22 protein-coding genes are annotated in these 23,069 nt (G+C 47.4%); 18 read left to right on the forward strand and 4 right to left on the reverse strand.

Annotated elements, in window-relative coordinates:
* Positions 1 to 187: 187 nt before the first annotated feature.
* From rlmN to CRO25_RS00815, 8 genes are all read left to right on the forward strand, one after another.
* Complete coding sequence (gene rlmN, locus CRO25_RS00780; RefSeq protein ID WP_063565754.1) at positions 188 to 1,228, forward strand: 23S rRNA (adenine(2503)-C(2))-methyltransferase RlmN; 1,041 nt, start codon at positions 188 to 190, stop codon at positions 1,226 to 1,228.
* A 7-nt stretch (positions 1,229 to 1,235) separates the two neighbouring features.
* Positions 1,236 to 2,012, forward strand: coding sequence for a Stp1/IreP family PP2C-type Ser/Thr phosphatase (locus CRO25_RS00785; RefSeq protein WP_064636613.1), 777 nt, complete (start codon positions 1,236 to 1,238; stop codon positions 2,010 to 2,012).
* Positions 2,009 to 4,219: a Stk1 family PASTA domain-containing Ser/Thr kinase gene (gene pknB, locus CRO25_RS00790; RefSeq protein ID WP_079694156.1), complete on the forward strand. Its 2,211-nt coding sequence runs from the start codon at positions 2,009 to 2,011 to the stop codon at positions 4,217 to 4,219. The genes CRO25_RS00785 and pknB overlap by 4 nt, the downstream gene beginning before the upstream one ends.
* A 62-nt stretch (positions 4,220 to 4,281) precedes the next feature.
* Positions 4,282 to 5,199, forward strand: coding sequence for a ribosome small subunit-dependent GTPase A (gene rsgA, locus CRO25_RS00795; protein ID WP_079694155.1), 918 nt, complete (start codon positions 4,282 to 4,284; stop codon positions 5,197 to 5,199).
* Between the two features lies 1 nt (position 5,200).
* Positions 5,201 to 5,860 (forward strand): ribulose-phosphate 3-epimerase, encoded by a 660-nt coding sequence (gene rpe / locus CRO25_RS00800; RefSeq protein ID WP_053784310.1) that lies wholly within the window; start codon positions 5,201 to 5,203, stop codon positions 5,858 to 5,860.
* A 2-nt stretch (positions 5,861 to 5,862) separates the two neighbouring features.
* The gene (locus tag CRO25_RS00805; protein WP_063565607.1) at positions 5,863 to 6,114 is read left to right on the forward strand and encodes a hypothetical protein; all 252 of its coding nucleotides are present in this window, start codon (positions 5,863 to 5,865) and stop codon (positions 6,112 to 6,114) included.
* A 167-nt stretch (positions 6,115 to 6,281) separates the two neighbouring features.
* Complete coding sequence (gene spoVM, locus CRO25_RS00810) at positions 6,282 to 6,362, forward strand: stage V sporulation protein SpoVM (protein ID WP_019424875.1); 81 nt, start codon at positions 6,282 to 6,284, stop codon at positions 6,360 to 6,362.
* Position 6,363: 1 nt separating this feature from the next.
* Positions 6,364 to 6,564: a hypothetical protein gene (locus tag CRO25_RS00815; RefSeq protein WP_079694154.1), complete on the forward strand. Its 201-nt coding sequence runs from the start codon at positions 6,364 to 6,366 to the stop codon at positions 6,562 to 6,564.
* Here CRO25_RS00815 and rpmB read toward each other — a convergent pair whose 3' ends face one another.
* On the reverse strand, positions 6,565 to 6,753 hold the full coding sequence (gene rpmB / locus CRO25_RS00820) for a 50S ribosomal protein L28 (RefSeq protein ID WP_024631107.1): 189 nt from the start codon (positions 6,751 to 6,753) through the stop codon (positions 6,565 to 6,567). It abuts the gene before it with no gap.
* Positions 6,754 to 7,397: 644 nt separating this feature from the next.
* Here rpmB and CRO25_RS00825 point away from each other — a divergent pair.
* The 5 genes from CRO25_RS00825 (at position 7,398) to CRO25_RS00845 (ending at position 13,665) form a co-directional block, all read left to right on the forward strand.
* Entirely contained in the window at positions 7,398 to 9,206 is a 1,809-nt protein-coding gene (locus CRO25_RS00825; protein WP_063565609.1) for a DAK2 domain-containing protein, read from the forward strand.
* A 28-nt stretch (positions 9,207 to 9,234) separates the two neighbouring features.
* Entirely contained in the window at positions 9,235 to 10,098 is an 864-nt protein-coding gene (locus tag CRO25_RS00830) for a DegV family protein (RefSeq protein WP_064636623.1), read from the forward strand.
* 10 nt (positions 10,099 to 10,108) lie between these two features.
* Positions 10,109 to 12,154 (forward strand): ATP-dependent DNA helicase RecG, encoded by a 2,046-nt coding sequence (gene recG, locus CRO25_RS00835; RefSeq protein ID WP_079694153.1) that lies wholly within the window; start codon positions 10,109 to 10,111, stop codon positions 12,152 to 12,154.
* Between the two features lie 113 nt (positions 12,155 to 12,267).
* Positions 12,268 to 12,555 (forward strand): stage VI sporulation protein F, encoded by a 288-nt coding sequence (locus CRO25_RS00840; RefSeq protein WP_063565612.1) that lies wholly within the window; start codon positions 12,268 to 12,270, stop codon positions 12,553 to 12,555.
* Between the two features lie 573 nt (positions 12,556 to 13,128).
* On the forward strand, positions 13,129 to 13,665 hold the full coding sequence (locus CRO25_RS00845) for a nucleotidyltransferase domain-containing protein (RefSeq protein ID WP_079694152.1): 537 nt from the start codon (positions 13,129 to 13,131) through the stop codon (positions 13,663 to 13,665).
* A 140-nt stretch (positions 13,666 to 13,805) separates the two neighbouring features.
* On the opposite strand, the gene CRO25_RS00850 is transcribed toward CRO25_RS00845, so the two are convergent.
* Entirely contained in the window at positions 13,806 to 14,288 is a 483-nt protein-coding gene (locus tag CRO25_RS00850) for a hypothetical protein (protein ID WP_079694151.1), read from the reverse strand.
* Between the two features lie 688 nt (positions 14,289 to 14,976).
* On the opposite strand from CRO25_RS00850, the gene CRO25_RS00860 reads away from it, so the two are divergent.
* From CRO25_RS00860 to glsA, 5 genes are all read left to right on the forward strand, one after another.
* The gene (locus CRO25_RS00860) at positions 14,977 to 16,629 is read left to right on the forward strand and encodes a sensor histidine kinase (protein ID WP_079694304.1); all 1,653 of its coding nucleotides are present in this window, start codon (positions 14,977 to 14,979) and stop codon (positions 16,627 to 16,629) included.
* Between the two features lie 10 nt (positions 16,630 to 16,639).
* Positions 16,640 to 17,452 (forward strand): LytTR family DNA-binding domain-containing protein, encoded by an 813-nt coding sequence (locus CRO25_RS00865; protein WP_079694149.1) that lies wholly within the window; start codon positions 16,640 to 16,642, stop codon positions 17,450 to 17,452.
* 120 nt (positions 17,453 to 17,572) lie between these two features.
* Complete coding sequence (locus CRO25_RS00870; protein ID WP_179132088.1) at positions 17,573 to 18,862, forward strand: OFA family MFS transporter; 1,290 nt, start codon at positions 17,573 to 17,575, stop codon at positions 18,860 to 18,862.
* 203 nt (positions 18,863 to 19,065) lie between these two features.
* Positions 19,066 to 19,548 carry a GNAT family N-acetyltransferase gene (locus tag CRO25_RS00875; protein ID WP_063565615.1) on the forward strand — a complete coding sequence of 161 codons (483 nt, stop codon included), beginning with the start codon at positions 19,066 to 19,068 and terminating at the stop codon, positions 19,546 to 19,548.
* A 114-nt stretch (positions 19,549 to 19,662) separates the two neighbouring features.
* Positions 19,663 to 20,604 (forward strand): glutaminase A, encoded by a 942-nt coding sequence (gene glsA, locus CRO25_RS00880; RefSeq protein ID WP_063565616.1) that lies wholly within the window; start codon positions 19,663 to 19,665, stop codon positions 20,602 to 20,604.
* 343 nt (positions 20,605 to 20,947) lie between these two features.
* Here the strand turns inward: glsA and CRO25_RS00885 are convergent, their stop codons facing one another.
* Both CRO25_RS00885 and CRO25_RS00890 read right to left on the reverse strand, forming a co-directional pair.
* On the reverse strand, positions 20,948 to 21,289 hold the full coding sequence (locus tag CRO25_RS00885; RefSeq protein ID WP_064636634.1) for a YolD-like family protein: 342 nt from the start codon (positions 21,287 to 21,289) through the stop codon (positions 20,948 to 20,950).
* Positions 21,286 to 22,530 carry a DNA polymerase IV gene (locus CRO25_RS00890; RefSeq protein WP_063565618.1) on the reverse strand — a complete coding sequence of 415 codons (1,245 nt, stop codon included), beginning with the start codon at positions 22,528 to 22,530 and terminating at the stop codon, positions 21,286 to 21,288. The genes CRO25_RS00885 and CRO25_RS00890 overlap by 4 nt, the downstream gene beginning before the upstream one ends.
* Positions 22,531 to 23,069 lie beyond the last annotated feature (539 nt).

A 23,069-nucleotide genomic window follows, 5' to 3' on the forward strand; every position in this document is an offset into this window, starting at 1 on the left:
GGCGGATTTCTTTGTGATTAGCCTCAAGGTTTAACATCAGTAAAAAGTGATGATAGGGTGCGATGCAGGCACTGAGGTGTTATAATGCATGAAGTACAGGCATCAAGGGTATACATGGATGTAAAGTGGTCTTTGTGATAGAATAGGAAGAATGAAAAGAAAAGAAGGAATAGGTGTTGACAACAAAATGAAACCTTTTATATATGATTATTCCCTGGAGGAGCTGCAACAGTGGGCTGTTGAGAACGGGGAGCCGGCTTTTCGCGGTGGTCAGATCTTCGACTGGATTTATGTGAAACGTGTGAATGATTTCAGTGAAATGACGAACCTGTCCAAAGCGCTGCGTGAAAAGCTGACTGAACAATTTGAATTCGTTACACTTACTGAAATTACGAAATTTGAATCCAAGGATGGAACGGTGAAATTCCTGTTCGGTCTGCATGATGATCATGCGATCGAAACAGTTATCATGAAGCACAACTATGGTAACAGCATCTGTGTAACAACACAGGTTGGCTGCCGGATTGGTTGCACGTTCTGTGCATCCACGCTGGGCGGACTGAAACGTAACCTTACGGCTGGGGAAATTGTCGCTCAGGTTGTGCAAGCCCAGAAAATTTTGGACGAACGCGGTGAGCGGGTCAGCAGCATCGTAATCATGGGTTCAGGTGAACCTTTTGAGAACTATGAAGCAACAATGACGTTCCTGCGTATCATGATTCACGAAAAAGGGCTGAATATCGGTCAGCGCCATATTACGGTGTCCACAAGTGGAATCGTACCAAACATTTACAAGTTTGCAGATGAAGATACACAGATTAACCTGGCGATCTCCATCCATGCGCCAAATGATGCATTGCGTTCCAAATTGATGCCAGTAAACCGCCGTTTTCCTTTTGAGGATGTAATGGAGTCGTTGCGTTATTACTTGGCGAAAACGGGTCGCAGAATTACGTTTGAGTACGCACTTATCGGTGGTGTGAATGATCAGCCGGAACATGCGGCAGAACTGGCAAGCGTGCTTAAGAACATGCTGTGCCACGTGAACCTGATTCCAGTCAACCATGTACCTGAGCGCAAGTACGTAAGAACATCCAGAAGCGACATTTTCAATTTTCAGAAGATTCTCTCGGAGCAGGGTGTTAATGTAACCATTCGTCGTGAACAGGGACATGATATTGCTGCCGCTTGCGGTCAGCTTCGTGCAAAGCATATGGAGTTGAGGTGAGAACGTTTTGATCAAAACAGTTCATGTGAGCCATATCGGACGGGTGCGTTCGGTGAATGAAGATTCAGCCTGGATTCGAAATCTCGATACAGGTTATATTCTGGGTATTGTTGCCGATGGTATGGGCGGACATCTTGCAGGAGATACTGCGAGCCGCCTGGCGGTAGAGACGTTGGTGCAGGATCTGGGAACGCTTGAGCCGGGTCTTTCACATGCGTCTTTGTCAGCCGCATTGAGCGATGCTATTTTGCATGCCAACGAAGTGATCTTCCGTACTGCCTCCTCGGATGATAATTACCACAACATGGGGACTACCGTGGTTGCGGCATTATTGAATGATACGGAAGGTGTTATTGGTCACATCGGTGACAGCAGAGCATACAAAATTGCAAACAAGAATGTCATCCAGTTGACCGAGGACCATACACTGGTCAATGAATTGTTCAAAAATGGTCAGATCAGCAAAGAAGATGTCTCTCATCATCCGCGTCGCAATGTGCTGACACGTGCACTTGGGACAGACGCGGAAGTGAAGGTGGATCTGGATACCGTCAAATTGGAAGAAGGCGAAGTTCTTCTCCTGTGCAGTGACGGGCTTAGTAATCTGGTCAGCAATGAGCAGATCATTCAGGTCGCAGGTAATCTGGAACTGGCATTGGAAGATCGTGCGGATCGCTTGCTTCAGCTGGCTTTGCTTGCTGGAGGAGATGACAATATCACGGTGGCATTATTCGAACTGCAAAAGGAAGGTTCCGTGATATCGGAAACGGGGTGTGAGTCATGATTGGGCACCAGCTAGGCGGACGCTATGAAGTGATCGAGCGTGTCGGCGGTGGCGGCATGGCTCTTGTGTATAAGGCCCAGGACCTGTTGCTCAACCGGAACGTTGCCATCAAAGTGTTACGGCAGCAATTTGTTCATGACGAAGAGTTTATCCGCCGTTTCCGCAGAGAAGCACAATCAGCAGCTTCGCTGTCACATCCTAACGTAGTTAGTGTTTATGATGTAGGGCAGGAAGATGACGTTCATTATATTGTCATGGAATATGTTGAAGGCAAAAACCTGAATGAAATTATTAAAGAACGGGCGCCTCTGCAGGTGGACGAGGCCGTTCGAATCGCCTCCCAGATTGCAGATGCTCTCGATCATGCACATCATAATCAGATCATTCATCGGGATATCAAACCCCATAATATATTGATTGGTCGTAATGGCCGTGTGAAAGTAACGGATTTCGGGATTGCCCGTGCGGTTACGTCCACAACGATTACTCAGACCGGCTCAGTGGTCGGTTCCGTACATTACTTCTCACCTGAGCATGCCAAAGGCATCGTGACTGGCGAGAAGTCGGACTTATATTCTCTTGGTATAGTACTCTATCAAATGCTGACTGGGCAGCTTCCGTTCCTGGGAGAGAGTCCAATTAGCGTTGCTTTGAAGCATTTGCAGGAAGAGTTTGATGAACCGCGCAAATTCAATCCGCTTATCCCGCAAAGCGTGGAGAACGTTATTCTGAAATCCATGCGCAAAAATCCGCAGGAGCGTTACCAATCCGCTAAAGAAATGCAGACGGATCTGGAAACCTGCCTGATGCCGGAAAGACGTAATGAAACGAAGATTGATTTTCCGGATGAGGATGATATCGATCAGACCCGTGTTATGCCGGCGATCAAGCCGGAGCCGCGTGGAGTTACATCCACAGGTGCTATACCCGTGATGGAGTCTGACCAAGATAACAACAAGGGCAAATCCAAAACAAAGAACTGGAAGAAGCCAGCGCTGCTGATCTCGTTGACCGTGCTTATTCTTATCGCGATGGTTGGGGTTGTATGGTACGTAAAAGGCATGCTTGTTGTGCCTGACGTGACTGTACCCAATGTGATTGGCCAAACCGAGGAAAAGGCTCGTCAAATGTTGCAGGATAACGGGCTTGTTGTCAGTGATAATGTCATCCGTCAATACAAGGAGGATGTGGAGCCCGGTATTGTATTTGAACAGACCCGAAATGAAGGCGATGTGGTCAAGGAAGGCTCCGAGGTCCAGTTGAGTGTTGGGGCGGAAAAAGAACTGACCAAAATGATCAACGTCGAAGGCAATACCTATGATGAGGCTGTCAAGAAGTTGATCGCTCTTGGCATCAACGGGGATCAGATCAAACGCAAGGATGATTTCTCGAATGACATTGCATCCGGGAATGTGATCTCCCAGACCCCTGGAGTCAATGAAGAATTTGATCCTGAAGCGACAGAAATTGTTCTAACCGTTAGCAAAGGCTCCGAAACGATAAAAATGCCGGATTTGAAAAACCATACTCGAAGTGAGGCGGAGAGTATGCTCAAATCCGCTGGGTTAATCCTTGCTCAAGTTCAGGAAGAGTCGAGCTACACTGTAGATAAAGGCAACGTGACACAGCAATGGCCTGTGGAAGCCGGTGCAGACGTGAATCCTGGTGACAAAATTACCATTTTCATTAGTACTGGATATCCGCCAGAGGCATTGAACTACGCCTATAACATTAACGTTTCGCCAAAAGAAATAGGAAAGAGCAGCAAAATTCGAATTACTTTCGAAGATGCTCGTGGCAAAAGTCAAGAATGGGGGACCCGGACAATCAAGTCTGCTCAAACGCTGACAATTCCGCTTATTCTGGCTCCAAACGTCGACGGTGTTGTCTCTGTCTACCGGGATGGCCAATTCTTGGATACGTATCTGGTGTCCTATAGTGATGCCAAAAACGGAACGGTAGTTATGCCTACCATTGAGCCTGAGAAGGGTGCAGACCCCCCTCCAACAACGGAGGAGCCTGAACAAGGCGGTGGTGGTGATGATGAAGGCACCGTGGATACGAATCAGGAAGGTGAACCGGATACACCTGTTGAGGGTGAAGGGGAAAATGGCGAGGCAGATACTTCTGCGATGAAGAACGGAAATGGTCTCGCCAAGGGAAAAGATAAGAAAAAGGAAGTCGTTAACGCATCAAGCCGTCCATAAGGGCGGCTTATTGCCGACGTTCAGGGTAAATGTACTGTAAATTAAAGGAGGGCGACGGAGCTATGCCAGAAGGTATCATCGTTAAAGCGCTAAGCGGTTACTATTATGTCATGCCACTGGAAGACAGCGGGGTGCCTTCGGTTGAAGGCTCCGCCGTTCAATGCCGGGCCAGAGGTATCTTCAGAAAACGGGGTACTTCACCACTTGTGGGTGACCGAGTTAGCTATATGCTGACAGAGAACGGGGAAGGAACAGTAGATGAGATTCGCAAACGTGAGACGGAGTTAATTCGTCCACCTGTTGCCAATGTAAGTCTGGCTGTTCTGTTATTTTCCGTTAAGGAACCGGACATGAATCTCAATCTGTTGGATAAATTCCTGGTACATATCGAACAAGCTGGACTGGATGCACTGATTGTGCTCACGAAGCAGGACCTAGCTGATCCAGAAAACGATGCCCGTGATACAGTGGCTGAAGTAAAAGCTATGTATGAGCGAATTGGATATGAAGTTATCTCTACCAGTTCACGAACCGGTGAAGGCAATGAACTGCTCAAGGAGCGTCTTGCCGGCAAGATTAGCGTATTCTCCGGGCAATCCGGTGTAGGTAAATCTTCGATGCTGAATGCCTTGATGCCAGGTCTAAGCCTGGAGACCAGTGCAATCAGCATGCGCCTTGGCCGAGGGAAACACACCACCAGGCACGTGGAGCTCATACCTCTGGATAATGGTGGCTTTGTCGCGGATACGCCGGGATTCAGCCAACTGGACTTCCTGGAGATTGGTGTGGAGGAGCTATCCACTTGCTTCCGGGAGTTCGCTCAATATGCCGATCAGTGTAAGTTCCGAGGCTGTACCCATACGCACGAACCAGGTTGCCGGGTGCTTGCAGCCAAGGCGGAGGGAATGATTTCCGAAAGCCGTTATAAGCATTACGAACAATTCCTTACAGAAATGAAAGACAAAAAGCGGAGGTATTAATATGATTAAAATTGCCCCATCTATTTTATCTGCGGATTTTGCCCGTCTCGGCGCGGAAGTGGCGGAAGCCCAAGCTGCTGGCGGAGACTGGATTCATGTTGATGTCATGGACGGTCATTTCGTCCCTAATATTACGCTTGGACCTGCGATTGTAAAAGCGATCGCTCCACATACAAGCTTGCCGCTTGATGTGCATTTGATGATTGAGAACCCAGAGCGTTATGTTGAGGAATTTGCAAAAGCTGGCGCGGCTGTCATTACGGTTCATGCTGAGGCTTGTGTGCATCTGCACCGGGTTATTCATCTGATTAAGGAACAGGGAGTTAAAGCAGGGGTTGCTCTTAATCCGGGAACTCCGGCGAGTGCTATTCAGGAAGTGCTGGACGATGTGGATATGGTGCTTGTCATGACCGTAAATCCAGGTTTTGGTGGACAGGCTTTCATCTCTGGCACCATGAACAAAATCAAGCAAATTCGTAGCTGGTTGAACGAAAAAGGACGTCATGACGTGCATATTGAAGTGGATGGCGGTATTGCTGCCGACACGGCTCCGCTTGTAGTTGAAGCTGGAGCGGATGTGCTCGTTGCGGGAAGTGCTGTATTTGGACGTGAAGATCGCGCTGCCGCGATTGCCGAAATTCGCAGTAGTTACGGAGGCTGAGCATGAACCTCAAGGAGACGCTGTGGACCATGGCTGCGAGTCTCGTTACGGGACTGGTGCTTGCTATGTTTGCGGTTATTCAATCCCCATACAATGCGATTACGTCATTGATCGGGGTTGGTGTTGTCATTATGTACTTCCGCAAATTTGACCGTACAGGACTTCGGGTTACTTTTGTGATTTTCAGCATACTGTATTACTTATTGAGTGTATTCATGATCGCTGCTTATCAATATATCCCTACTCAAACCTAAATGACCTGATAACCAGGCTCGTCATTGTGGAATAGGGACAAAGGGTTCCGCATAAATATGGTTACATGAGCAGGTTTCTCATGTAGCCTTTTTTGTCGTGTTTAAGGCAAAGAAGGCCTGGAGCATAGGATACGGCGGATGCATGAGCATGATGGGGAGGGTGAAGTATGAAATTTTACACATTCAAACTGCCGAAGTTTTTGGGAGGGTTTGTAAAGGCGATTCTTAATACGTTTCAAAAGAACTGACATGATTAAAAGGTTCCATTGGCGAATACCGCCGCTTTGGCTTCAGGATCATCTGGAATTCGGACCTGCGAAGCGCCATGCGGCGGACATTCACATGCTGATGTGTGTATTCATGATTTTATTTCTATTTCTGAATACCAAAAAAGCACCTGCAAGGAACAAGGTGCTTTTTGCTTACCCGATTTATAGTAGCTTTGCGTGATTATACGCGAGTCACTTTACCGGCTTTCAGTGCACGGGTGCTTACGTATACACGTTTTGGTTTACCGTTCACGAGAATGCGGACCTTCTGAACGTTTACGCCCCAAGAACGACGGTTACGGTTGTTAGCGTGGGATACGTGGTTACCGGTGCCCGGTTTCTTACCTGTCACATAACATTTGCGAGACATAGATTACACCTCCTATCCTAAAATAACCAGTTGCCCTAAGGAGACACGAATGCCATTCCAGACGGGCTAAATTGTTCTTCCTGACCACAATGGTCAGGTTCCAGTAGCTAATGGCGTTGTTCAAGCCGGCATAGCCGGATCATTTCCATTACTAAACCTGCATAAAACAATACTTGAATATAATATCATATTGAAAAAAGCTTCGTCAACTGATCCAAAAACTTTATTTATTTCTCCTGTCTAATATAGTACAATGTTGAATAGTCCATAATACAGCGTTGAACAGGCTGTTGCCGCGGGGAAGCCGGAGAAAAAACCGGCCTTAAAGGGTCGGTGGTCTGCTTTTTTGGCAACGCTGTGAGCTGCGGCATTCCATCATTGGCACCAGTCTCCATGCGGCATTCATGCCGGCTCTTGATACCGGTGCATATCCGTATGCCCCGAATTAGGGGTAACAGAGCAATTGCAGGATATCGGTTGCCCGGCCGCCCAGACCGTTAATCCGGCTGACATTATGTATTATTATGCCTGTGCCGGACAAGGTATGGACGAAGAATAACGCGATAAGCGTTTGCGCATGAACAGACCAGATAACATCTTGGTGCAAGATGTTCGTGTATCAAGCTAGGAAGGGGAATTCTCACTTGAGTATACGTTCTTTAAATGGAACAGATTTCACCGCAATGGTACTTGCCGGAGCGGAACAACTTGGACAGCATGCAGAGCACGTCAATTCCCTGAATGTTTTCCCTGTGCCGGATGGTGACACGGGAACGAACATGAATTTGACAATGAGTGCAGGAGTCGCAGAGATTAAACGCAAGAGTTCTGCCTCCATCGGAGAAGCTGCCGGTATTTTATCAAAAGGCCTGCTTATGGGCGCACGGGGGAATTCCGGAGTAATATTATCGCAATTGTTCCGCGGATTCAGTCGTTCAGCTGCTCCTTATGAGGAACTGAATACACTCCAGTTCGCCGCAGCCCTGCAGAACGGTGTGGACGCAGCTTATAAAGCCGTAGTGAAACCCGTTGAAGGGACCATTCTTACCGTAGCCAAGGAAGCGGCGAAACATGCCAGCTACTACGCAAGACGGACGAATGATATAACTGAATTAATGAATGAAGTATTGTTAAAAGCAAAAGAAGCACTGGCAATGACTCCGGAATTGCTGCCTGTATTGAAACAGGTTGGTGTTGTGGATTCAGGCGGCCAGGGGCTTGTATATATTTACGAAGGCTTTATGGACGTTCTGTTGCAAACGGACGGGGCAAGTCGTACATCCTTCCAGAGAGACGTACAACCAACCGTAGCGGCATCTGCATTGAAACCGGCTGCACCGTCAGAAGTGGTTTCTGCGAAGCCTGCACAGCAGGTAATCGTGCCAGAGATGCCAATGTCTGCCCAGGCGCGACTGGAAACGGAAGATATTGAGTTCCTGTATGACATGGAGTTCTTTATAAACCGCGAGCTTGGAGAGAACGCAGGTGTTGCATTTGATGACGAAGCATTCCGGAAAGCGTTGTCAGTTAACGGGGATTCCATCATTATTATTGCTGACGATGAAGTGATTAAGGTTCACGTGCATTCCAAGACACCTGGGGATGTATTAAACCTGGCTCTCCGTTATGGAGAAATCACACAAATTCATATTCTCAATATGCGTGAGCAGCATCGTGATCTGCTGACAGCAGGCATGGACATTGCGCCTTCGCCTGAGCTGTTCGCAGAGATTCCGCCTGAAGCGGCGCGTAGCGTGGAAAAAGCTGTGCTCCCAGCAGATGAGATGGCACCATATGGTTTCATCGCGGTATCTTCCGGTGACGGCATTGCAGAGATTTTCCAGAGTCTTGGCGTGGATGTTGTTCTGTCTGGTGGACAGACGATGAATCCGAGCACTGAAGATTTTGTGAAAGCGGTGCGTTCGATCGCGGCAGAACAGGTATTTATTTTGCCGAACAACTCCAATATTGTACTTGCTGCCGAGCAGGCTAGGGAGTTGCTTGAAGATGAGCGTCGAATTATTGTGATTCCGAGCAAGACGATCCCTCAGGGTATGGCAGCGGCTTTTGCTTTCCAGGAGGATGAGTCTGCAGAAACCAACCGTGACCATATGCTTGAGGCGATTAGCCGGGTACAGTCCGGTCAAGTGACTCATGCGGTCAGAGATACACAATATGATGAGCTTGATATCAAAGCTGGACACTACATCGGTATCCATAATTCCAAGATCGTGGCAACGGACGAAAGCATGCTGCACGCATGTGAAGGTCTGCTGCAACAGATGATGGAGAGCGGAGATGAAGTGGTGACCATCCTTGAAGGGGACGAGGCTACCCCTGAGATTACCGCTGCGCTTGTCACATGGCTTGAAGAACAATATCCTGATGCTGAGGTAGAGGTGCATCTTGGAGGACAGCCGGTTTATTATTATTTGTTCTCTGTAGAGTCCTGAAGAACTTAAGCAAAGAGGAGGGGATCTCATGAGCCACAAAGTTGCGATCGTAACCGATAGCACGGCAGATATACCGGAAGAACTGATCCGTAAATATGGGATTCAAGTTGTTCCGCTGCGTGTTTTGTTCGGGGAAGAAGCTTATGCAGACGGCGTTGATCTGACTTCGGAACAGTTCTATGCAAAATTGGAGAAGGTATCTGTGCTGCCTACAACCTCACAGCCTTCTCCCACCGATTTTATGAATATCTATAATACACTGTTGGATGATGACCCGGAACGGCCCATTGTATCGATTCATTTGTCTTCCGGCATGAGTGGTACCTATCAATCGGCACTGCTTGGCAAATCGTTGCTGGAACGTGAGGGCGATATAACGGTACTGGATTCGAAGTCTGCATCCTATGGATATGGTTTATTGGTCGTACAGGCTGCCGAGCTTGCCGAACAAGGCAAATCCGCTGCGGAGATCGCTGCGGCTGTAGCCGCCATGCAGCAGAGCCGCAAGCTGTTCTTTCTCGTAGATACATTGGAGTATTTGCAGAAAGGCGGTCGGATTGGCAAAGCTGCGGCCATCTTGGGAACATTGCTGAATATTAAACCGATCTTGTCCATTGATGAGGAAGGCGTTATTTACGCAGTGGAGAAAGTCAGAGGTCACAAAAAAGCCATGGCACGCATTATTGAGCTGTTTCAGCAGGATCTGGCGGGTCAACGTGTTAATCTGGCGGTAGGTCATACCGCAGACCCCGGATCAGCAATCGCTTGTGCAGAGCAATTACGTGGACATTTTACACTGAATGAAGTGGTGTATACCAATATTGGAGCTGTCGTTGGCAGCCATGTTGGGCCTGGCGTAATTGCCATCTTTATGTGGCCTGTTCCGGAATGAGGGATTAGACATGAAATGGGAAGAAATATCGGTTAAACAAATTAGCGGCGTGAGTGCTCTCAAAGAGGGAGAGCTTCACGCCTTTGGCATCTCTACTGTAAAAGACTTGCTTGAATATTATCCGTTCCGTTATGAGGATTATCGGCTGCGTTCGCTCAGTGAAGTGAAGGACGGGGACAAAATTACGGTACAGGGTAAAGTGATGGGCATCCCAGTGTTGCAGCGTTATGGCAAAAAGTCACGCCTTACCTGTAAGGTGATGACGGAAGAATGGATGATTTCAGCCACCTGGTTCAATCGGCATTTTCTGAAAGAACAGCTTACGCCCAATCGGGAGATTGTTATTACGGGGAAATGGGAACAGAAGCGTATGCAGATGACCGTAACGGACTCGGAATTCCCGGATAAAGGGGAAGGACGATCGGGCACGCTGCAGCCAGTGTATTCGGTAACCGGCAAGCTAACGCAGTCATGGATGCGCAAAACGATTAATCAGGGGTTAGTCCAATTCGGGGAAATGATCCCCGAAATTCTGCCTCAATCACTCATGAACAAATATGGATTCATGCCTCGCAAACAGGCGATTGCCGGGATTCACCGTCCGCAGGATAACCGGGAAGGCCAGCAGGCCAGACAGCGGATGGTGTATGAGGAGCTATTTTTGTTTCAACTCAAGATGCAGGCGTATCGTGCATTGAACCGGGATCGTATGGATGGTGTAGTGCACACAACGGATAATACGACGATTCGGGAGTTTGTTCGCAGTTTGCCATTTGAACTGACGGATGCGCAGAAGAAGGTAGAGCTTGAAATTCTGCATGATATGCGTTCACCGTATTCGATGAATCGATTGCTGCAAGGAGATGTAGGCTCAGGTAAAACGGTTATTGCGGCGATTGCGCTGTATACGACCGTTCGTTCCGGTTTTCAGGGGGCTCTGATGGTCCCTACGGAGATTCTGGCAGAACAGCATATGCGCTCACTGCAAAAGCTGTTTGAACCTTTTGGCGTAACGGTGTGGCTGTTAACGGGCAGTGTGAATGGACGGAAGCGCAAAGATCTGATTGCATCCTTGCAGATGGGTATGATCGATATCGTTGTGGGTACACACGCTTTGATTCAGGAGGATGTATTTTTCCGTGACTTGGGTCTTGTTGTTACAGATGAACAGCATCGCTTCGGTGTGAACCAGCGCAGCATTTTGCGGCGTAAAGGCTATAACCCGGATGTGTTAACGATGACGGCGACGCCGATACCGCGAACGCTTGCCATTACAGCTTTTGGTGATATTGAAGTATCGACCATCTCGGAACGTCCAAAGGGGCGGATTCCTATCTCGACGTACTGGGTCAAGCATGACATGATGGACCGGGTTCTTGGTTTTATTTCGCGAGAAGTGGACCAGGGACGTCAGGCTTATCTGATCTGCCCGCTCATTGAAGAGTCGGAGAAGCTGGATGTACAGAATGCCATTGACCTGCATATCCAGATGCAACAGAACTTTCCGAAGTACCGTGTAGGTCTGCTGCATGGACGGATGACGGCTGGCGAGAAGGAAGAGATGATGCGTGACTTTTACAGCAACGAAATTCAGCTTCTGGTCTCCACAACAGTTGTGGAGGTCGGGGTCGATGTGCCTAACGCAACGCTGATGGTCATTATGGATGCGGACCGCTTCGGTCTGTCGCAGCTGCATCAGCTTCGTGGTCGGGTCGGTCGGGGCGCTCATGCATCCTATTGTGTACTCATTGCAGACCCCAAGACAGAGGTGGGGCAGGAGCGCATGAAGGTCATGACGGAAACCGAAGATGGATTCGAGGTATCCCGTCGAGATCTGGATCTGCGGGGACCGGGCGATTTCTTTGGCACCAAGCAAAGTGGATTACCGGAGTTCCGTCTTGCCGACATGGTTGCAGATTTTGAGGTATTGGAGCAGGCGCGAGATGACGTCTCCAGCCTGATTGCGGATGCGAGCTTCTGGACGTCTGTTGACTACGCTCCTTTACGTGACTTTTTACAACAGCAGCAAGTATTCCAGGGTGATCTGATCGATTGATCGGGCTATGAATGTGTGGTTTTCCACATTTTCCGTGGGAAAATGTCAAGTGTACAGGCCCTCCTGTCATATGAATAAGAAGTGAGTTCATTATTCAGGAGGTGCTGTTCGTTTTGGGTTACCAACAATATGGAATCAGTCCGCAGCTGGTGGAGCGGATCAAAACAAAGATGAAAAATCCCGCTGTCAAAGAGCGTATCAAAAAGTTGATAGATGGGGTTACCAAGTCCGATTTGCAGGATAAGGCGAAGGTGAGAAGGTTGGTCAAGTCGTCAGCGGTCATTTTGAACGAGAATTTTTCTGCGACTCAGGAGGAACAATTTGTTGCTTTTGTTCTTGCGCAGAAGATCGATCCGAACAATACGTTTCATTTGATTAAGTTGTGGGGCATGTTTAGGTAGGGATTCGATAGAATGTTGGGTGGTATAAAATGAAACAGTTTCATTTACACGGGGCCACTCCGAGTGCAGTACCATCTTCCGATCGCTGTTATCCCCGGATTTTTTTGAATTACCCTTTGAAAGGGTAAAATCCGGTGATAAAGGCGAGCGCTTCGCTTCTCCAGATTGGTTCTGCACTCTCCGTTACAGTGTAACTGGAAGTTCATTTTATAAAAACCAAATTACATCGAATGTGTATGAAGTAATTTTAATGGATGGGGCGGTTCATAAGTCAGCAAGATGACTTATGAACCGCCCTTTTGATTTTTAAGCGAGTGCCAGTCCTATGAATAAAGAAGAATATATATGTAAATGAATCGAGCTGGATTTATGCAGAAATGGAGTGCTTGAACTCGTCCGTCAATCGTATATGAATATGGAGTACTGAGGCGTGTCGAAGTACTTAGAGGATAATTGACGATATAGAAATATATGCCAACATATGGTAGCATGAGCTTTGCTCCTTTAAAAATGGAAAGTATTAAACAGGTGATTACATAGAGAAGTGATGAACTGCTTTACAGGAGGTTTAATATGATAGATCCGCTTTTCCAAACTCAAACGGAGTCACAATTAAATTTATTAAGTGAAATCAGTGCAATATCTGCAACAATGGAAATTGATTTTTGGTTACGTGGCGGATGGGCAATTGATTTTATACTTGGAAAGGTTACCCGTCTACACGACGATATAGACTTGATAACTTGGATACAATACCGAGATCAATTAGAATCTGCTCTTATCGAAGCTGGATATGAACAGGTTCCCGTCAAAGAAGAATTTCGAGGTAGGCAATCTGATTTTCAGAAGGATAGCGTAGACATCACTTTTTGCTATATAACCAGAGCGGAGGATAGAAGTATTATTATGAACGGCTTACCTGAGTGGGTCTGGCGGTTTGATTCCTTGTTACCACAACGTTTTATGTTGAACGAATTATCAGCTTATGTCTTGAACCCTAGGCAGCTCTTGGAAGAGAAAGAGGTTTACGAACAGATTGGCAGGATACCACGGCCAAAAGACGTAGAAAGCAAAAAGGTTTTACATCGTATCATAGCAGAGTTAAATTGACTGTTCGAACCAAAGGTTTAGTTCTAACTTTCAGAAAACCACTCCATTTTGTGAGGAGTGGTTTCTTCTTTATATTTGCCGGGGAAAAGTTGCTTATGAAACACCTATTTGCAGATTCTAAACGGATTTTATTTGAATTATCATCTAAATTGTTCTATGAGCTGTCGATAGGAGCTGCTCGATAAATAGTTCTCCATGAATTGAAGATCCAAATTTTTTAACTTTATGACCTCACAGATTGCTTTATCACGATCCGGTTTCTGTTGTTCATAGCTGGAATACAGCTGCAATCCTAAGGGGACCACGGGAATCAGCATTCCAAAAAGCTCCTCATATCTTTTCAACTCCCACACTACAGGGCTTAATTCAAGGTATTCGTCCGACACGGTGTTGGCCATTTCAATAATGATTCCATGAATGTTCAGTCGGGCAAAAGCCCATAAGTTGACGATTTTATCAACATCACCGTTTTGTTTGACCAAGATATCAATATCATTCGGCCCGATATTGTTACAACCTTGAATCAAAGAAGCTGTTGAACCAGCTATACTCCAATTCAGATCTGTATAAACTGAAACCCGGTCAGAGAAAACTTTCAAAACCTGCTGGATTGGTGTTATCATTTTATCCTCCGTTGATTACTGAACTAGTTATAAATAATCCTTAACAAAATTCTTTGTAGGTCCTTTAGTATCATCCCATCACTCTTTATTCTTAACAAAAAAAGGGCTAGTGGCTATTAAAGATGCAATAAATACTAAAATTAAAATGGCATTAGAAGGTACTGTTTCGTATATGTAGTTTTCAACTATTAGTACGAGGATCGAAATACTTAAAATCACTCTCAGCACATGAGCAGACGAGCGATTAGGGTTTTTGGTACGTTTCGAGATAAAGTAAATGATGTACCACAAACCACTAAAAAGCAGGAGTGAGCCTATCAGTAGCATTACAAACATTTAAATACACCTTTCTTAAATAAATTTCAGTTTAATTAATTAGCATAATGTTCCAATTAATTATAACACAGTGGATTTCTGGAAGTGGAGTTATATGTGTAGGTAAGTGAAGCTTTGTTGGTAGGGAAGAGAATGGTTTGGAGCAAAATGAATTCCGTATCGTCTGTTCATTAGGTTAGCGACTTTCGGCTACTTCCATTTTCACAGGATCGACTTTGCTTTCCTTCTGGGGGAGCGGTAAACTGTTGCATACGAGCATACATGGATTTCAAGGTGAGGAAAACGCTGCTGCGATAATGGGCGTTTATTTTTGACGGATGTGGAGGAAGTCAGATTGACGGAGATGTTTACGATGCTGCTGGGTTTGTTTGAACGTGCGGCACTGCTGATTATATTTTTATTCTTTCTGTCGAGGATACCGCGGTTTAGACAGATATTGCAAAAGGGAAAATTGAGATGGCAGGAGTACATTGCGGTTACGTTGTTATTTTGTGCATTTGCTATCTTCGGTACCTATACCGGTATTAATGTGGAAGGCTCGCTGGTGAATGTGCGCATTATTGCTGTTATGTCTGGCGGTATTCTGTTCGGGGGGCCTGTGGGCATCATTACCGGGATTGTGTCCGGGGTGCATCGATATTTAATCGATATGGATGGAGTTACGGCGATCCCGTGCCTGATCACGAGTATCCTTGCAGGTCTGGTCTCCGGGTATATACATAAGTATACGCCTAAGTCGAAGCGCTGGATGATCGGTATTGCGGCCGGAATGATCTGTGAGGCGCTTACGATGCTGCTCATCCTGCTGTATTCCTATCCCGATCCACTGGGGGCCGACATTGTCTCGAAGATTGCGCTGCCGATGATATTAGGTGAGGTGAATATTGGGCTAATCGTACTGCTGGTGCAGAGTGTGGAAGGGGAAAAGGAAATGATTGCAGCTCGTCAGGCCAAGCTGGCGCTGGAGATTGCCAACAAAACCTTGCCGTACTTCCGTTCCATTGATGAAGACTCCCTGCGTACGATCTGCCGGATTATTCAGGAGGATATTCAGGCTGATGCGGTTGCGATTACGGATACCCGAAATGTACTGGCTTATGTGGGATTTGGTGAGGAACGATATCACATCGGTAATGAAATTATTAGTGAGATGACGAAGAAGACGATCTCCAGCGGAGAGATTACGATCAGCAATGATGTCATTGACGAAAAAACGCCGGATATCCACTCCCTCCTCATCATTCCACTCAAAGAGCGGGGCGAAGTAACGGGTGCCTTGAAAATCTATTACCGCAAAGCGTACAAGATTACGTATCCGTTGCAAACGATGGCTGTGGGCCTGTCCCAGATTATTTCCACCCAGATGGAAGTATCACGTGTGGAGGAGATCAAGGCTGCGGCCAATAAAGCGGAGCTGCGTGCATTGCAGACCACAATTCATCCTCATTTTCTATTTAATGCGCTGAACGCCATTGCCTCATCCATTCGCACCAAGCCGGATCGGGCGCGCGAACTGATTGTGAATCTGTCCGGATATATGCGTTATAACCTGGAGCTATCGGATGAGCTTATTGATATTCACAAAGAGCTGGAGCAGGTCCGCAATTATGTGGAAATCGAGAAGGCGCGCTTCGGCAGCAGGCTTAACGTCATCTATGATATTGATGAGGTGGCTGTGCATATTCCAAGTCTGGTCATCCAGCCACTTGTGGAAAATGCCATTATCCACGGTATTCTCAAGGTAAAAGGACCCGGGACCGTACGGATTCGGGTACAGGACTATCCTGACTTTGTGCGAATTGGGGTCAGTGATACAGGAGCAGGCATTGGAGCCGACATTATTGAGCGTGTATACCATGACCGGATGCCTGCCAATCAGATCGGGTTGTACAACGTGCATCGTCGGGTGAAGCTCATTTATGGACAAGGGTTAACGATTACACGGCTGGAGCAAGGAACCGATATTTTATTTGATGTACCCAAAGGAGATGTAGTAACAAGGTGATGAACTGTCGATGAGAGCTCTTATTGTTGAAGATGAAATTCCGGCAAGTGAAGAACTGAATTACTTGATACAGGAACATAGCCAAATCGAAGTGGTAGATTGTCTGGAAGATGGACTGGATGTGCTGAAGTTTCTGCAGGAGCAGGAAGTCGACGTTATTTTTCTTGATATAAATATCCCTTCGCTGGACGGCATGATGCTGGCACATCATATTGGAAAGTTTGCGAGCAAGCCATATATCGTATTCACAACGGCTTATAAGGAGCATGCGGCTGAAGCGTTTGAGCTGGAGGCGTTTGACTATATTCTGAAGCCCTATGATGAGAAACGAATTGCCGCGATGCTGAATAAACTCGAAACGGCGTTCAAACGGGATCATGAGCAGGAGAAACGTGAACACAGCAGTGACGATGGGCAGGCTCACAATGCGGCTCAAGCCAACGATGAATGGTCTGCATCAAATATGCAGGCACGGGAATCCAATATCCAGACGGAACGACGCATTAACCTGCTGCGCAATGACAATATTATTGTGACAGACACCGCCGATATTTATTATGCGGAAGCTCAAGAGAAAGTAACGAAGGTGTATACCAAAAACGGTGAGTTTACGATGCCGGTCAGTATTTCGGATTTTCACGGGCGATTGCCGCAGGAAACCTTTTTCCGCTGCCATCGTTCTTACGTCGTGAATTTGTCTCAAATCCGTGAAATTGTGCCTTGGTTTAACAATACGTACCTGCTTCGTTTGCGTGATCTGGAGGCTGAAGTACCGGTTAGCCGGGGCAAAGTCAAAGAATTCAGGCAGCTCATGCGCATCTAGAGGCATTTCATTCCACATCTGATGCAACTCATGCTCAAATCGGTGTAATGAATCCCCTTTCATGTATGATTAGCTTGTGAACGCATTCATATATATGACATCGGCAAAGGGGAGATCACGATGAAAGCAGCTATTTCATCCGCACCTAATTCAGCATCTACAACTATGAAAATGAACCGCTGGCTTATTGTACTGGGAACCATCATTGTACAAATGGGTCTCGGAACCATCTACACCTGGAGTTTATTTAATCAACCGTTGTCTGATCGTTTCGGATGGGACGTCAGCTCGGTCGCGATAACATTTTCGATTACCAGCTTTGCTTTGGCATTTGCCACACTATTTGCCGGCCGACTGCAAGAACGATGGGGGCTTCGTCGCCTGATTCGGGTAGCCGGAGTTGTGCTTGGTCTGGGACTCGTGCTCAGTTCTCAAGTGAGTTCGTTGACACTGCTCTACATCCTGGCCGGATTTGTGGTTGGATTCGCGGATGGTACGGCGTACATTACTTCCCTGTCCAACCTGATCAAGTGGTTTCCTGAGCGAAAAGGTCTGATCTCAGGTATTTCGGTCGGGGCCTTTGGTACAGGCAGTCTGTTGTTCAAATACGTGAACTCGGCATTAATTGGTGCTGTTGGTCCTGCTCAAGCTTTTATGTACTGGGGCATTATTGTGTTGGTATTGATCGTGGGCGGCTCGTTCCTGATCCGTGAAGCGGTTGTTCGTGAACAAGCTCCAGCAAGTAGCACGGACGGTGCGAAGCAACCAGAAACACGTCATGATTATACGGTCAAAGAAATGCTGCGCACGAAAGAAGCGTATATGCTGTTCGTTATTTTCTTCACGGCCTGTATGAGTGGACTGTATCTGATCGGTATTGTGAAAGACATCGGTGTGCAGTTGGCAGGTCTTAATGTGGCTACGGCGGCCAATGCGGTGGCGATGGTTGCGATCTTTAACACCGCTGGACGTATCATTCTGGGGGCGCTGTCGGATAAAGTAGGACGGATGAAAGTTATTGCCGGAGCACTGTTGGTTACGGCTGTTGCCGTAATGACGCTGAGCCTGGTACCGCTGAGCTTTGGCATCTTCTTCGCCTGTGTAGCCGCTATCGCATTCTGTTTCGGTGGCAATATCACGGTCTTCCCGGCGATTGTGGCAGATTACTTTGGACTGAAAAATCAGAGCAAAAACTACGGCGTCATCTATCAGGGATTTGGATTTGGTGCCTTGGCTGGATCGTTTATCAGCGCCATGCTGGGCGGATTCCATCTTACCTTTATTGTGATCGCTGTACTGTGTGCCGTCTCGCTCTTGCTGGCGTTGATGATTACGCCTCCGGGTCAAGGACGTCGTACACGTCAACGTGAACAGCAGATGAATCTTAACCCTTCATCCCGGGCAAGCTGATCGTAGTGGGGACGAAGTTCTTATAAAAAGCAAGCTGGGCGGTCTCCTACGGAGGCCGCTTTTTTGGTACCTGCTGGACCTGATAGGAATGAGAATTCTGTACATGAAGTGGTTGTGTGCAATGCATACTTGGCTTCTGGTATACTCTAGGTGAAATAAAAAGAGCAAGTCCTTGTTAGCCATTTGGAGGAGGTATGTTCGTCATGAATTTCTTGAAATATGCACCATCTGATTTTGCTGATTATTATGCTCTTGTGTCCAATATTGAAGTCATGCAACAGATTACCGAACGTGCTCTGCCTGAGCATGAAGCTACTGCGGAATTTGAATCCATGCTGAATTATAATCTCGGCAACAATTGTGGCTATTATCGAATATCTGGTGAAGACGGGGTAGGAATGGCCTACGCCAAACTGATCCCGGATGAATCCGATCCGTCCCGGGCAGAAATGGGTTACATGATTCTGCCGGAGCATTGGGGGAGAGGACACGGGACTTCCATCGCAGCTCGGCTGATTATTCAGGCACAGGCGGCGGGAATTGGTGTACTTTATGCGGTTATCGATCCGTCCAATGCGGCATCACGTCGAATATTGCTCAGACAGAACTTTGTATCCACATGGGTTGGAGATTATCATGGGTTACCCGGCGAGATTCTGGAGCTGAATCTTCAGGTGAAGCGGTAAGGGATCAGGCTTGCGGGTAATACATACTATATCGGGCATTTTGCATCACTTCGATGGGAATCTGTCATTCGGATGCGTGTGAAATGCTCATACAGAGATTTGGAGGAGATGGAGATGAGCAATGCTGCAATGGAACGTCTGAACCAGTTGTTGCCGGAATGGCTGGAGACCAGCCGTCTGCACACCGGCCAGGGGAAAGTAGCCTCTTATATTCCCGAGTTATTCAAGGCCTCACAGGACGAACTGGGTATACATATCATGAACGCCGAAGGGAATCATGTGTCAGCCGGAGATTGTGGTGTCCCGTTTACGATGCAAAGTATCTCCAAGGTATTTACGCTCATTCTGGCCCTGATGGATCATGGGGAGGAAGCGGTCTTTTTTAATGTAGGAAAAGAACCTACCGGGGATGATTATGACTCCATGATCAAGCTTGAACTGGTCGAACCGGGCATTCCGTTTAATCCATTAATCAATGCGGGCGCTATCACGGTATCGTCATTGATTGCCGGAGATTGCAAAGAGGAGAAGTCACGGCGCATTTTGGAATTTTTCCGCAAGCTGGCAAATAATGATCGGCTGGACTATAACGAGGCGGTATATCGGTCCGAATCGGAGACAGGCCATCTGAACCGCTCGCTTGGTTATTTTCTGAAGCACAATGGTGTGCTCAAGGATGACGTCGAAGATGTGCTTGCCGTCTATTTCCGCCATTGCTCCATCGAAGTGACTTGTGCAGACCTGGCCCGTATGTCACTGGTGCTTGCTTATGACGGGACAGATCCGATCACCGGGATTGAGCTTATTCCTCGTCGTTATGTGCAGATCGCCAAAACGTTCATGACTACCTGCGGTATGTATAATGCATCAGGCGAATTCGCGATTCAGGTCGGGTTGCCTGCCAAGAGTGGAGTGTCGGGTGGAATTCTGACTCTGGTTCCAGGCCAGTTTGGCATCGGTCTTGTAGGTCCGGCTCTGAATCGGAAAGGAAACAGCATTGCAGGCGTGCATCTGCTTGAGCGTCTTTCCAGAGAATTTGACTGGAGTTTGTTCTAACGAAGTCATCCCCTTACCCTCCTGAGTAGCCGATGAATCACCAATTCGTCCTTTTGCTTCTTTGGAACGAAATGGTCCGATAGGAATGTGGCTTGTTGGCTGCTTCAGTCTGGTTCAGATCCCGTAGGAAAAGGGTCCTGCATAGCAATGGCCATGCTTCATCTATTCCGGTACACCGGCAACGCTGAGGTGAATTCGGGATGCTCCGTTTATATCAAGTTCATTCGCCTCGGGAGCGAAATATGGTGAACCCAAAAAAAGCTTTTCTCAAGATATGGTTCATATTGACGAGTCAAACACCCAGAAAAGTAAGGCTGTCTGACGTCTGGGTCTTTGGCGCGCATCATTCATTCGCGAGTACCACATCCGTAATAAGATTCATCTGAATGTCCCGAGTCCCACTCTCCATCAGCAGCTTAAGGGTACGGGCAGGGGAGTCCAATCGGAGCACCTGTCCGGTAAAGCGGATATCATCATGTTCATGGAACAGGGTGATGGTGACTGTATCCCCGAGCAGCATGGAGTTACTAAGCAAACGTGACATTTCTTCCGCTGCCTGGGCATCCAGAGATGGACGGGTACGGGGAGCAAGTTGTTCCTGATGAATGATGTAGGCTTCCCGGTGTTCGGGAAGCATCATGCGCGACGACTCAAAAATCCCGTTTTGCTGTAATTTTTTACTCATTTATAGTGACCTCCAATTTTATGAGAACGGTCTTGTGCCTGCGCAGACGAGCAGAGCGAGGAGGCACGCATAATCGCGGTTTCTCCGAACTTGCGCTTGATGTCATCCGTGGCACGTTCTAGTTCTCTTTTGCGTTCGCGGTCATCGAACCAGGATAGCTGTACCTCGGAATCGGGCACAAGTCCAGTCAATGACACGCTGATGCGGCGAATGGGTAATCCGTCCCAATGGCGCAGAAACAGAGCTGCCGCCGCATCGTATACTTCATCGGTGATGTTGGTAGGTTCATTCACCTTCATCTGGCGGGAGAAGCCGGTTGGACGATCGTAATCCTGCCCCCGACATCCTACAGAGACGACATTGCCCATGAGCGATTTGTCCCGGGAACGCCGGCTGACCAGCTCCGCCAGTTCGAGCAGCACCACTTTGATGTCTTCCCACGATTCATAGTCCCGAGGCAATGTCATCTGATGTCCAATGCCCTGCTGCTGGTGAGCATATGTCCCGGGTTTTACCGGAGAATCATCGATCCCGCGGGCAATACGCCACAGTACCTCACCATTTACACCCCAACGCTCTCTCAGCCGGGACAATGGAGTCTGCGCTAGATCCCCAATCGTATGAATCCCCATCTTATAGAGATGCTGTCCCATCCGGGAACCGACCATAAACATGTCTCGAACAGGCTTTTTCCACAATGTTGTCTGCACGTCCTTGCGGGGCAATGTATAGATGCCTCCGGGGACTTTTTTGGCATACAGGTCACAGGCCATCTTGCTGACAACCTTAGTGTCGCTGATGCCGACGCGGATATAGACGCCAGTCTCTTCCATAACCCTGTCCTGAATGCTGCGGGCAATCGTTTCGGGACTGCCGAACAGATCTAAACTTCCGGTGACATCGAGAAACTGTTCGTCAATGCTGTACGGTTCAACCAGATCGGTATAGGACTGAAGGATACGGGTAATGTGTAGGGAAACACGAATATATTCGGCCATCCGGGGACGAATGACGACAACATCGGGGCATTTGGCAAGAGCCTCACCCAGCCGTTCTGCTGTAGTAATCCCATAGGACTTAGCGAGTGGACAGGCTGCCAGAATAATGCCTGAACGGCGTGCAGGATCTCCCGCAACAACAAGCGGACGGTCTCTGTATTCAGGATGTGCAGACTTCTCCACACTGGCATAAAATGACTGGCAATCGGCCAGCATAATGACACGTCCGTCTTTGCGGGGCATAGTACTTCTCTCCTTTTATTCATGATTCGGCTGCTTCTGTGCAGTGATGGGATTCATTCAGCCAACGTTATTTTACAGTTTATTTACAGTATGGAACAAGTGTTCCTGTTTTATAAGCTTATCCGACAATGCCAGATGCGGCAACCGGAATTATTTTGCAAATTGGACACAATTATTGGATGGACCTATTAGAGTCAAAATTTAGGAAAAAAGATGTATTTTTTTACATTTCGTGTAAGAGATCCGTGACTTCCGGGTGATGACCGGGTGTTCATTGGGCTTTATGTAAAAGTAATATAAATGGGCACAGTCCTATAGGGGGGGACTGATGTCCTTTTTTCATTTTCTGCACTTTTCAGAAAACCTTGATAGGACGCGGGTTTTCAAGGATACGTTATCGGACTATAGTATCAATTTTGTAATCTTTATGGTTAATACTGTAAAAATGTCCGCAACTTTAAAATATCATTAGCGTTTAATGGGGTAAGCGTTCAAGCGGAAACAGATCTCGCAATCCGCGTTGCATATAACAATAACGG

It is taken from the genome of Paenibacillus sp. RU5M, assembly GCF_900221055.1.
Classification (GTDB): domain Bacteria; phylum Bacillota; class Bacilli; order Paenibacillales; family Paenibacillaceae; genus Paenibacillus; species Paenibacillus marchantiae.

What these genes read in the sequence shown, in the direction of transcription:
- rlmN (WP_063565754.1), top strand. Translation starts at nt 188, where the DNA reads ATGAAACCTTTTATATATGATTATTCCCTGGAGGAGCTGCAACAGTGG.
- pknB (WP_079694156.1), top strand. Translation starts at nt 2,009, where the DNA reads ATGATTGGGCACCAGCTAGGCGGACGCTATGAAGTGATCGAGCGTGTC.
- rsgA (WP_079694155.1), top strand. Translation starts at nt 4,282, where the DNA reads ATGCCAGAAGGTATCATCGTTAAAGCGCTAAGCGGTTACTATTATGTC.
- rpe (WP_053784310.1), top strand. Translation starts at nt 5,201, where the DNA reads ATGATTAAAATTGCCCCATCTATTTTATCTGCGGATTTTGCCCGTCTC.
- CRO25_RS00805 (WP_063565607.1), top strand. Translation starts at nt 5,863, where the DNA reads ATGAACCTCAAGGAGACGCTGTGGACCATGGCTGCGAGTCTCGTTACG.
- spoVM (WP_019424875.1), top strand. Translation starts at nt 6,282, where the DNA reads ATGAAATTTTACACATTCAAACTGCCGAAGTTTTTGGGAGGGTTTGTA.
- CRO25_RS00815 (WP_079694154.1), top strand. Translation starts at nt 6,364, where the DNA reads ATGATTAAAAGGTTCCATTGGCGAATACCGCCGCTTTGGCTTCAGGAT.
- rpmB (WP_024631107.1), bottom strand. Translation starts at nt 6,753, where the DNA reads ATGTCTCGCAAATGTTATGTGACAGGTAAGAAACCGGGCACCGGTAAC.
- CRO25_RS00830 (WP_064636623.1), top strand. Translation starts at nt 9,235, where the DNA reads ATGAGCCACAAAGTTGCGATCGTAACCGATAGCACGGCAGATATACCG.
- recG (WP_079694153.1), top strand. Translation starts at nt 10,109, where the DNA reads ATGAAATGGGAAGAAATATCGGTTAAACAAATTAGCGGCGTGAGTGCT.
- CRO25_RS00845 (WP_079694152.1), top strand. Translation starts at nt 13,129, where the DNA reads ATGATAGATCCGCTTTTCCAAACTCAAACGGAGTCACAATTAAATTTA.
- CRO25_RS00850 (WP_079694151.1), bottom strand. Translation starts at nt 14,288, where the DNA reads ATGATAACACCAATCCAGCAGGTTTTGAAAGTTTTCTCTGACCGGGTT.
- CRO25_RS00860 (WP_079694304.1), top strand. Translation starts at nt 14,977, where the DNA reads ATGCTGCTGGGTTTGTTTGAACGTGCGGCACTGCTGATTATATTTTTA.
- CRO25_RS00865 (WP_079694149.1), top strand. Translation starts at nt 16,640, where the DNA reads ATGAGAGCTCTTATTGTTGAAGATGAAATTCCGGCAAGTGAAGAACTG.
- CRO25_RS00870 (WP_179132088.1), top strand. Translation starts at nt 17,573, where the DNA reads ATGAAAGCAGCTATTTCATCCGCACCTAATTCAGCATCTACAACTATG.
- CRO25_RS00875 (WP_063565615.1), top strand. Translation starts at nt 19,066, where the DNA reads ATGAATTTCTTGAAATATGCACCATCTGATTTTGCTGATTATTATGCT.
- glsA (WP_063565616.1), top strand. Translation starts at nt 19,663, where the DNA reads ATGAGCAATGCTGCAATGGAACGTCTGAACCAGTTGTTGCCGGAATGG.
- CRO25_RS00885 (WP_064636634.1), bottom strand. Translation starts at nt 21,289, where the DNA reads ATGAGTAAAAAATTACAGCAAAACGGGATTTTTGAGTCGTCGCGCATG.
- CRO25_RS00890 (WP_063565618.1), bottom strand. Translation starts at nt 22,530, where the DNA reads ATGCCCCGCAAAGACGGACGTGTCATTATGCTGGCCGATTGCCAGTCA.